This is a genomic window from Emticicia sp. (genome assembly GCF_049241225.1).
Taxonomy (GTDB): Bacteria; Bacteroidota; Bacteroidia; order Cytophagales; family Spirosomataceae; genus Emticicia.
Window position 1 is genome coordinate 1 of the sequence record NZ_JBMLRC010000344.1, and the last position, 10,540, is coordinate 10,540.

The window sequence follows — 10,540 nt, forward strand, 5'->3', positions numbered from 1 at the left end:
TCAATTTTTTTCTAATTTTTTAACTTAATCAAAACTATGAAACAAAACTACTTTGCTCCTATCAGGGGAACTCTGTTTTGCATGTTGCTATGGCTCATTTCTGTAGCGGCCTTTGCACAAAAATCTGTAACTGGAAAGGTAAGTGACCCAAAGGGAGATCCTATCCCAGGTGCAAGTATCACTATTAAGGGTACTACAACAGGTACAATCAGTGATGCAAACGGTGGCTTCAAAATCAATGTTCCAAATTCAGGTGGAACATTAGTATTTAGCTCAATCGGCTACAAAACTCAAGAAGTAAAACTAACAGGACAAAGCACAATCAACGTAACAATGGAAGATGATGCTGCAAGCCTTGAAGAGGTTGTAGTAACGGGTTATTCGATTGATAAAAGACGTGAGTCAACTGGTGCGATTTCTACTGTAAAATCAAAAGATTTAACGGCAGTTCCATCAGGTAACGTTGAACAACAATTACAAGGTAGAGTTGCAGGTTTGACGGTTGTAACCAACGGTCAGCCAGGAACTGCCAGCCAAATCCGTGTACGTGGTTTTGGTGCATTCGGTGGTAACGAGCCTCTTTACGTTGTTGATGGTATGCCAGTAGGCTCTACTAACTTCCTAAGCCCTGACGACATCGAGTCAACTACCGTATTGAAAGATGCATCTGCTGCTTCTATTTATGGTGCTCGTGCTGCCAATGGTGTAATCGTATATACTACTAAAAAAGGAACAAAAAATGCTAAAAAATTGAATGTAACTTATGATGGTATGTATGGTGTTACTGACCCAGGTAATGGCCAACCAATGATGAATCCAACTGATTTTGCAACTTGGACTTGGAATGCTAAAAGAAACTCAGGTGAGGCTTTTGGACATCCACAATTTGGTTCAGGTTCAACACCAGTTATTCCTGATTATTTAAGTGTTGGTGGAACCCCGGGTGTTATTGGAAGCGTTGATTTAGCTGCTCAAAAATTAAAATATAACATCGACCCTGCAGCTGGTGCGATTTACCAAGTTATCAAAGCTAACAAAGCTGGTACTGACTGGTACGATGCAATCACTCGTCAAGCTCCAATTCAAAGACACTCTCTTGGATTTAGCGGTGGTGGTGAAAACAGCCGTTTCTATGTAAGTTTCTCGGCTCAAGACCAAAAAGGTATCTTGATCAGTAACCAAATGAAACGTTATGCTTTCCGTATCAACACTGAATTTAACTTATTGAAAAACTTACGTATCGGTGAAAATATCCAGTTGACATACCTTCAAATTTTGGGTCAAACTGGTGGTGCAGGTGGTAATGGTATCGCTGCTGACGAAAACGATATCTTACAAGCATTCCGTATGCCATCTATCATTCCTGTGTATGATGAATTTGGTGGATTTGCTGGTACAGCTGCCAAAGGTTTCAACAACCCACGTAACCCAGTAGCTAACCAACAAGGCTTATTGAACAACCGTAACTTCAACGGTTTAGCAAATGGTAATGTTTATATCGAATACGACCCAATCCCTGGTTTAACATTACGTTCTTCGATTGCTGGTAACTATGGTAACTTCTATAACTGGGGTTATAGCCGTTGGCAATACGAAAACTCAGAAAATAACTCTGCATTCGGTTATAACGAAGGTGGTGGTTATTCATTCGGATGGACTTTCACAAATACAGCAAGTTATAAGAAAGCATTTGGAAAACACAATATTGAGGTCTTAGCGGGTCAAGAGGCATTGAATACTGGTGCTGGAAGAAACATGTTTGCCAATGGATTAAATCCGTTCTCACAAGATATTAATTTTGTAACACTCACTACATTAGGAAGTAGAAACCCACCGGGAAGTAACTTGTTTAAAGGAGTTAATTTCTATTCATTATTTAGCAGAGCAATTTATACATTCAACGATAAGTATATCGTAACTGGTGTTATCCGCCGTGATGGTTCATCAAGATTTGGTATAAACAATCGTTATGGTGTGTTCCCTGCGGTATCAGCAGCATGGCGTGTATCATCTGAGTCATTCATGAAAAACCTTCCTTGGGTACAAGACTTGAAAGTTCGTGGTGGTTACGGTACAATGGGTAACTCAAACAACGTTGACCCTAACAACCAATATAGCTTATATGAGGGTCGTGTAAATAACTCAGGATATGACATCAATGGCTCTAACTCAAGCATTGTAGATGGTTACTATCGTACACGTATCGGAAACCCGAATGCTAAGTGGGAAACATCAATTACCAAAAATATCGGTATTGATGGTTCATTCTTGAAAGGTAAATTGGATGTAATTGTTGACTTTTGGCAAAAAGATACTAAAGATTTGTTGTATCAATTACCAATTACTGCAACTGCTGGTTTCCAAGCTGCTGCTCCTTCAGTAAACGTTGGTAAAATGGTAAACAAAGGTATTGATATTCAAGTTATCAACCGTGGTAAAATCACTACTGATTTAGGATACGAAGTAAACGTAACGGGTAGTTTCTTGAAAAATGAAATTACTTCAATTGCAGATGGTCAAACATACTTAACGAATGTAAACCCTGGCTTCCGTGGTATCAACCCTATTCGTAACCAATTGGGTTATGGCTTATCATCATTCTATGGTTTCCAAGTAGTAGGTTTGTTCCAATCTAAAGCTGAGGTTGATGCGGCTCCTATTCAAGATGGTAAAGGGGTTGGCCGTTTCCGTTATGCTGACATCAGTGGCCCAGAAGGAAAACCAGATGGTAGAATTGATGCGAATGACCGTACTTATTTAGGAAGTCCAATACCTAAGTTTACTGGTGGTGCTAATTTCACTTTAACTTACAAAGGATTTGACTTATCAGCATACCTTTATACTTCACTTGGAAACAAGATTTTCAATGTATCGAAATGGTTTACAGATTTCTATCCTTCATTCTCAGGAGCTGCCATCTCTGAGCGTGTAAAAGATTCTTGGACACCACAAAACACTGGTGCAAAAATTCCGATTTTTGAAACAGCATCTAACTTCAGTACAAATACACAGGCCAACTCTTTCTATGTAGAGAACGGTTCGTATTTGAGACTTCAAAATGTTTCTTTAGGATACAACTTACCTAAGAGTGTGTTAGACAAATTAAAATTGAGCAGAGTGCACGTATTTGCTGCAACCAACAACTTGTTTACAATCACTGGATATGAAGGTTTAGACCCACAAGTTGGTGGTAATGCTGATACAAACTTCGGTATTGACGTAGGTAACTATCCTTTAACTAAAAGTTTTACAGTAGGTCTTAATTTAGGATTCTAATATAAAACATTTGGCAGTCAGTATAGTTTTGCTCACTGACTGCTAAAGAACAAAAAGTTAAACATTTAACTCAAAAATTCATTTAAAATGAGAAAATATATTTTTAGTAAATTAACATTAGCAGTATCCTTGCTTACTTTAATTGGATACTCATGTAAGGAAGATTTCCTTACAGTACTTCCAACTGGTGCAATTGCCAAGAGCCAGTTGACAACTAAAAAAGGTTTGGAAGGAGCTTTGATTTCGGCTTACGGACAAATGAGTGGTTATGGCACTCGTATGGTGCACCCTCAAAACTGGGTTTGGGGAAGTATTCGTGGTGGTGATGCAAACAAAGGAACTGACCCGGGTGACTTTGCTGATATTAACCCAATTCAACGCTTTGAATATCTTTCAACACAAGGTGTAATCAATGATAACTATCGTGGATTGTACGAAGGTGTGGCTCGTGCTAACAACGTATTGGGTTTATTAAAAGAAGCTCAACCAGACGTAACAGCAGAAGACAAAAAACGTTTGGAAGCAGAAGCTAAATTTTTGAGAGCTCACTTCTATTTTTCTTTGAAAAGAAACTACAACAATACTCCTTACGTGGATGAAACAGTTGACGTAGGTAGTGGCATCGAGAAAATCAAAAATGATGTTGATTTGTGGCCAAAAATCGAAGCTGATTTCAAAAATGCTTATGATAACTTGCCAGCAACACAAGCTCAGGCGGGTCGTGCAAACAAGTGGGCTGCGGGTTCGTATCTCGCAAAAGTTTACATGGCTCAAAGAAAGTATGCTGAAGCAAAAACTCTTTTGGATGCTATAATTGCTAATGGTGTTACTACAAATGGAAAAAAACTTGCATTAGTGCCAAGCTTCCCAGATTTGTTTAAAGCATCTAATGATAATAACTCAGAATCTATTTTTGCAGTACAGGCGGCTGCCAATACTGGTAGTGTAAACAATGCAAATGCTGATGGTGACTTAAACTGGCCTTACAACACTGGTCCAAATGGCCCAGGTAACTGTTGTGGATTCTTCCAGCCAAGTTTTGAGTTAGGTAACTCGTACCGTACAAAAGATGGCTTACCATTATTAGATGGTTCGTACAATACCCCAGCTAATGCAGTGAAAACTGACATGGGCATTCAATCAAGTGCAACCTTTACGCCAGATGCTGGTGAGCTTGACCCTCGTATTGACCATACTATCGGTCGTCGTGGTATCATGTTCTTAGACTGGCAAAAACACCCAGGATTCGACTGGATTCGTAACCAACCAAATGGTGGTCCTTACTCTCCAAAGAAATTTTCTTATTACAAAAATGATAGAGGTTCATTGCAAGATAATAGTTCTTGGACTCCCGGCTACACTGCATTGAATGTAGTAATCATTCGTTTTGCTGACGTATTATTGTGGGCAGCTGAATGTGAGGTTGAAATTGGTAGCTTAGAAAAAGCTCGTGAGTACGTTAACATGGTTCGTAATCGTGCTGCAAACCCAGCTTCGTTCGTAACTCAAGATGGTGGTCCTGCTGCGAAGTATGTAATCAAGCCTTACACTACTGCTTGGACAGATAAAAACATAGCTCGTACTGCGGTTCGTTTTGAGCGTAAATTGGAGTTAGCAATGGAAGGACACCGTTTCTTCGACTTAGTTCGTTGGGGAACTGATGTAACTGACATTAACAATTACTTGAAGTATGAAAGCCAATTCTTACCTAATACTCTAGGTGGTTCAACATACCAAGCTAAACACGCTTTATTGCCACTTCCACAAGCTCAAATTGACTTGACTGGTTCTGACATCTTGAAGCAAAACCCTGGATATTAATTAAAATCTGAATTTTTAATTTCCAAAATACAAAAACGTCATGTAGGATTTATTTCCTGCATGACGTTTTTAGTTTATCTTTGTTTCTAAAAGTCTTAATATATCCTCATGCAAAAAAACTCTGTTTATCTCATATTTTTACTTAGCATATCTTTTTGGTCTTGTAAAGAAAAAACACTATTTACTGAGCTTAAATCAGAAGATACAGGTATCACATTTTCGAACCGAATTGCTGAAAATGATACCCTAAATATTCTAACATTTGAGTATGTATATAATGGGGGTGGCGTAGCAATGGGTGATTTTAATAACGATAATCTAACAGATATTTATTTCACCGGTAATACAACGCCGAATAAATTGTATTTAAATAGAACACCAAAAGGAGAAAAACTAAAATTTGAAGAAGTAACAGAAAAAGCAGGTGTAAATGGCCACAATAGATGGTCGTCGGGCGTAGCTTTGATAGATATAAATAATGATAATTTATTGGATATTTATGTATGTGCCACCGCACGAAAGTCGATTAAACAACGTACTAATTTATTGTATGTAAATCAGGGGATTGGAAAAGATGGGGTTCCTACCTTTAAAGATTTAGCTCAAGAATACGGCATTGCCGACACAACCCATACTACTAACGCGGCATTTTTTGATTATGATAACGACGGCGATCTAGATTTATATCTGGTAGTAAATGAAATGGATGATGATAGGTTTCCGAATAAATACCAAGAAAAAGGTAAAGTTGTTACATCGAAACGTGCCGATCGACTCTACAGAAATGATTTTGATAGCTCAAAAAACCATGCTTTTTTCACTGATGTATCGAAAAATGCGGGCATTTTTGATGACGCCTACGGCCTAGGAATAAATATCACGGATATAAATAAAGATGGTTGGAAAGATATTTATGTAACCAACGATTTTCTTACCAACGATCTTATGTATATCAACAATCATGATGGGACATTTACAGATCGGGCCAAGGAGTATTTCAAGCATACTTCATACTCGGCTATGGGAAATGATGTGACTGATATCAATAATGATGGATTAGTTGATGTTATTGCTGTTGACATGATGCCTGAAAGTAATTATCGAAAAAAAATGATGACGCCTGCCAATAGTTATGTCACCTACCAAAACAACGACCGATTTGATTATTTATACCAGTTTCCACGCAATACACTTCAACTAAATCAAGGTAAAAATCCGATTACTGGTCAACCGATTTTTAGCGAAGTAAGTTTTATTGCTGGGGTTGCTCAAACCGACTGGAGCTGGACTCCAATGGTAACAGATTTTGATAATGATGGCTATCGTGACATGATTATTACGAATGGTTTTCCGAGAGATATAACAGATCAAGACTTTTTGGCTTATAGAAATGAGGTGAATGCCTTAATGGATAAATCAATGCTCTTAGAGTATGTACCAAAAGTAAAACTCAAAAATTATGCGTATAAAAATAAGGGTAAAAATGGTGCTTTTGAGTTTGATGATGTAACCGATAAATGGGGAATTACTGAGCCTACAACAGCCAATGGGGCTGCTTATGCAGACTTAGATAACGACGGAGACCTCGATTATGTGGTCAATAATATCAACGATTCTGCATCGGTTTTTCAGAACAATTTGGTGCAACAAAAACCTAAAGAAAGTAATTTTCTGAGGGTAAAATTTAAGGGTAATGCAAAAAATATTGCGGGGATTGGGGCATGGGTCGAAATTCAGTACGCTGATAAACAAAAAATAGTTTATGAGCATACTCCATATCGTGGCTATTTATCAACAGTTGAGCCTATCGCACATTTTGGTTTGGGTACTCACACCCAAATTACTCAGCTAAAAGTAATTTGGAGTAATGGATCTACCCAAACGCTCAGTAATATAAAAGCAAATCAAGTAATTTCGCTAGAAGAAAAAAATGCCACACCTCCTCTTCCTAGCGTGCAATTAGCCAAAGCTAATCAGATATTTACGGACATTACAGACAAGCTGAAAATTGATTATAAACACGATGAAGAAGACTACATAGATTTTAATGTACAGAAACTTTTACCACATAAATTTTCACAATTTGGGCCATCATTAGCGGTAGGAGACGTCAATGGCGATGGTACTGAAGATATTTTTATTGGAGGGGCTTATCATCACAAAGGCAAGTTTTTGCTTCAAGATAAAACCGGACATTTCTCACCGAAAGACTTACTTTCGGGTAGCGATGGCGAGGAAAAGTTAAGTGAGGATATGGGTACCTTACTTTTTGATGCCGATACTGATGGAGATTTAGACTTATACATAGTTAGTGGCAGCTCTGAATTTCCAGCTACTTCACCAGCTTTGCAAGATAGATTTTATGTAAATGACGGAAAAGGAAATTTCTTACTCAACGAAAACGCAATTCCAAAGTTTTTGAAAAGTGGTTCATGCGTAAAAGCTGCCGATTATGATCATGATGGAGATTTAGACCTCTTCGTAGGTGGACGTCTCGAACCCTCGGCTTATCCGAAACCTGTTTCGAGTTATATTCTAAGAAATGATAAAGGTAAATTTACCGACGTAACAAACAATGTGGCACCTCAACTAAAAAACATCGGCTTAATTTGTGATGTGACCTGGTCAGATTTTGATAATGATGGCTGGCAAGATTTGGTAATGGCGGGCGAATTCATGCCAATTACATTCTTGAAAAATGAAAAAGGTGTCTTCAGCTATGCTCAAAAGCCTAATACATCAATTGCCGATAAAATCGGTTGGTGGAACAGTATCACCTCGGGAGATTTTGATAATGATGGCGACATCGACTACGTAGTTGGTAATATGGGTATTAATTCACTTATGCAAGCATCAACTGAGCATCCTTTCAGAATTTATGCCAATGATTTCAATAATGATGGTTTCTACGACGCCATCCCGACTGTATATTTCAAAGACCAAGAAGGAAAACCACAAGAGTTTCCGTACAATACCCGTGATGATTTAGCCAAACAATTTATTCAAACTCGTCAGCGTTTCCAAAACTATGCTAAGTTTTCGCAAGCTACAATCAAAGAAGTTTTGAAACCAGAGGAGCTACAAAAAGCCCTTGTGTTGAGTGCTAATTGGCTAAAAAGTAGCTATGTAGAAAACAAAGGTGCTGGTAATTTTGAAATAAGAGAATTGCCACTGGAAGCACAATTTGCTCCTGTTTTTGGCATGATTGCTCAAGATTTCGACCAAGACGGTAATCTTGATGTATTACTGGCAGGAAACGACTACGGTATAGAATTAGGTACAGGACGCAACGACGCACTAAACGGCTTACTCTTGAAAGGAAATGGCAAAGGAAACTTCACGCCCATTTCGCTCGAAAAAAGCGGCTATTGTGTTACGGGCGATGCCAAAGCCCTCGTTAAAGTAATGAATCCACAAGGGCAGCTACGTACGCTTACATCGCAGAATAAAAATATTCTTAAAGTATTTGATTATCATTTTCCTGTAAAAACGATTCCGCTACAAGCCAATGAAACAACCGCTTTGATTAAACTCAAAAACGGAAAAACTCGCCGAGAAGAAATTGGTTTTGGTTCATCATTTTTATCGCAATCTGCTCATAATCTGGTGGTTAGTTCAGACGTTCAGAGTGTTGAGATTATTAAAATAAATGGCACTAAAAGAATAATCAAATAATTTGTTTGAAAAGTGATACAACCTTATTGTATCACTTTTCATCAACTTATAAAATTCAACCTTTTAAATCTCCACTCACTATGAAACCTATTATCAAATTTTTGATTTTGTTTTTATTTCCAACCTACCTTTTTGCTCAAAATTCGAACTGGCAAGTCAGCGGAAAAATCATAGATAAAAGCAAAAAAAACGTTCAGTTTGCCAATGTTTATATCAATAATACAAGTATCGGTACAACGACTGACCAAAACGGTGATTTCTCGTTGAGAATACCCGCACGTTTCTCAAAAATCGACCTTGTGATTTCGTTTGTAGGTTACGAAACACTCAAAAAGACAATTTTAAAGTCAGATAAAAAACTCCAAAATTTGGTCTTTACCCTACAAACAGGTATTGAGCTAAAAGAAGTAAAAGTAGTAGCCAAACATGATAATGAGTGGCGAAAAAAATGGAAAGTTTTTAATAGAGGTCTTTTGGGTGAATCTGAGTTCTTTAAAGATTGTAAAATATTAAACCCAGAAGTAATTGTTTTGACTTATGATAAAAAGAAAAATGTGGTTGCCACTGCTCGTGAGCCTCTCATTATTCAAAACGATGCCTTAGGATTAAAGATAAGATTTCAAATGGAGAAGTTTGAGTCAGATGGCGAAAAAACCTATTTCTCAGGTCTAAAATATTTCGAGAAAATGACACCCGCTTCGCCACAAGAGCAAAAGGTTTGGGAACGACATAAAAAGAAATCATATCGTGATTCATTCCGTAATTTTCTGGTAGCTTTAAAAGACAATAAGGTTGAAGAAAATGGTTTTGCGATATTCAAAGTATTGCTACCAAAAGAAATGTATTTTGGTAAAACAACAGTTAATCAAGAGGTAAAAGACGGCACATTGAAACCTTGCGAAGCAGAAGAAATCTGTATGTTCGACCGTGAAACCGAAGAATTTGTCTTTTACTCAGAATACCCACTAATGATATTCGTAACCAACCGCTTTAACCCAATAAAACTTTTCACCGATTATCCCTATTATTATTCGATTGTCAATTTAGTTAATTTCCATGCTACTTTTGGTGAGAATGGTTGGTTAACAAAACCCAATGGTATTCTGATTCAGGGCTATTGGGGACACGAAGGTTTTGCCAATATGCTCCCAGATGATTATCTCCCTGAAGATTTTATAAAAAGAGATAGTACTCAAAATGATATTCGTGCAATTGCCTCTTATTCTATTGGGAAAAAAACAGATAATGAGGAAACTCAGATGGATACCCCTGCTACAATTGCATCAAAGGGGTTTAAATCTGATTCAATTACTCCTAAAGAAATTATCGCTCAAGGTGTGGTTTATAGTTCAGAGCCAGTTGGCAAAATTCTAGAAGAAAAGAAAGAGTTTGCCATCGTTTCAAACGATATTACAGTAAGAATCAGCGAGAGTGACCAAAATCTCTCAGTTTTCGACTTACTTCGTCGTATTCCTGGCTTAATGGTCATCAACGAACGAGGGGAGTACCGAATTCATTTCCGCAGTACAAATACCAATTTAGGGGGTGGTGGTGGCTCTCTTACACCTGCTCTTGTATATGATGGCACATTCATCGACGATGAATCGACAGTGATGAACATCTTAAATAATTTGAATGTACGAGATATAAAATCTCTGGGTGCAGTAAAATATGGCAACAGTGCGGCCTTTGGAGCAAGAGGAGCAAATGGCACGCTTGTAATCGTAACAAACAAATAAAACCAAACCAATGACCGATTATTATAAAC

General features: G+C 37.8%; 4 protein-coding genes. All 4 read left to right on the forward strand.

Going from position 1 to position 10,540, the window contains the following annotated elements:
* Window positions 1-36 precede the first annotated feature (36 nt).
* The 4 genes from ACOVO2_RS18570 (at window position 37) to ACOVO2_RS18585 (ending at window position 10,511) form a co-directional block, all read left to right on the forward strand.
* Window positions 37-3,276, forward strand: a complete 3,240-nt coding sequence (locus ACOVO2_RS18570) for a SusC/RagA family TonB-linked outer membrane protein (protein ID WP_421771410.1) — start codon at window positions 37-39, stop codon at window positions 3,274-3,276.
* 87 nt (window positions 3,277-3,363) lie between these two features.
* Window positions 3,364-5,097 carry a RagB/SusD family nutrient uptake outer membrane protein gene (locus ACOVO2_RS18575; protein WP_421771411.1) on the forward strand — a complete coding sequence of 578 codons (1,734 nt, stop codon included), beginning with the start codon at window positions 3,364-3,366 and terminating at the stop codon, window positions 5,095-5,097.
* A 108-nt stretch (window positions 5,098-5,205) separates the two neighbouring features.
* Window positions 5,206-8,772, forward strand: a complete 3,567-nt coding sequence (locus ACOVO2_RS18580) for a VCBS repeat-containing protein (protein ID WP_421771412.1) — start codon at window positions 5,206-5,208, stop codon at window positions 8,770-8,772.
* Window positions 8,773-8,852: 80 nt separating this feature from the next.
* Complete coding sequence (locus tag ACOVO2_RS18585; protein WP_421771413.1) at window positions 8,853-10,511, forward strand: carboxypeptidase-like regulatory domain-containing protein; 1,659 nt, start codon at window positions 8,853-8,855, stop codon at window positions 10,509-10,511.
* Window positions 10,512-10,540 lie beyond the last annotated feature (29 nt).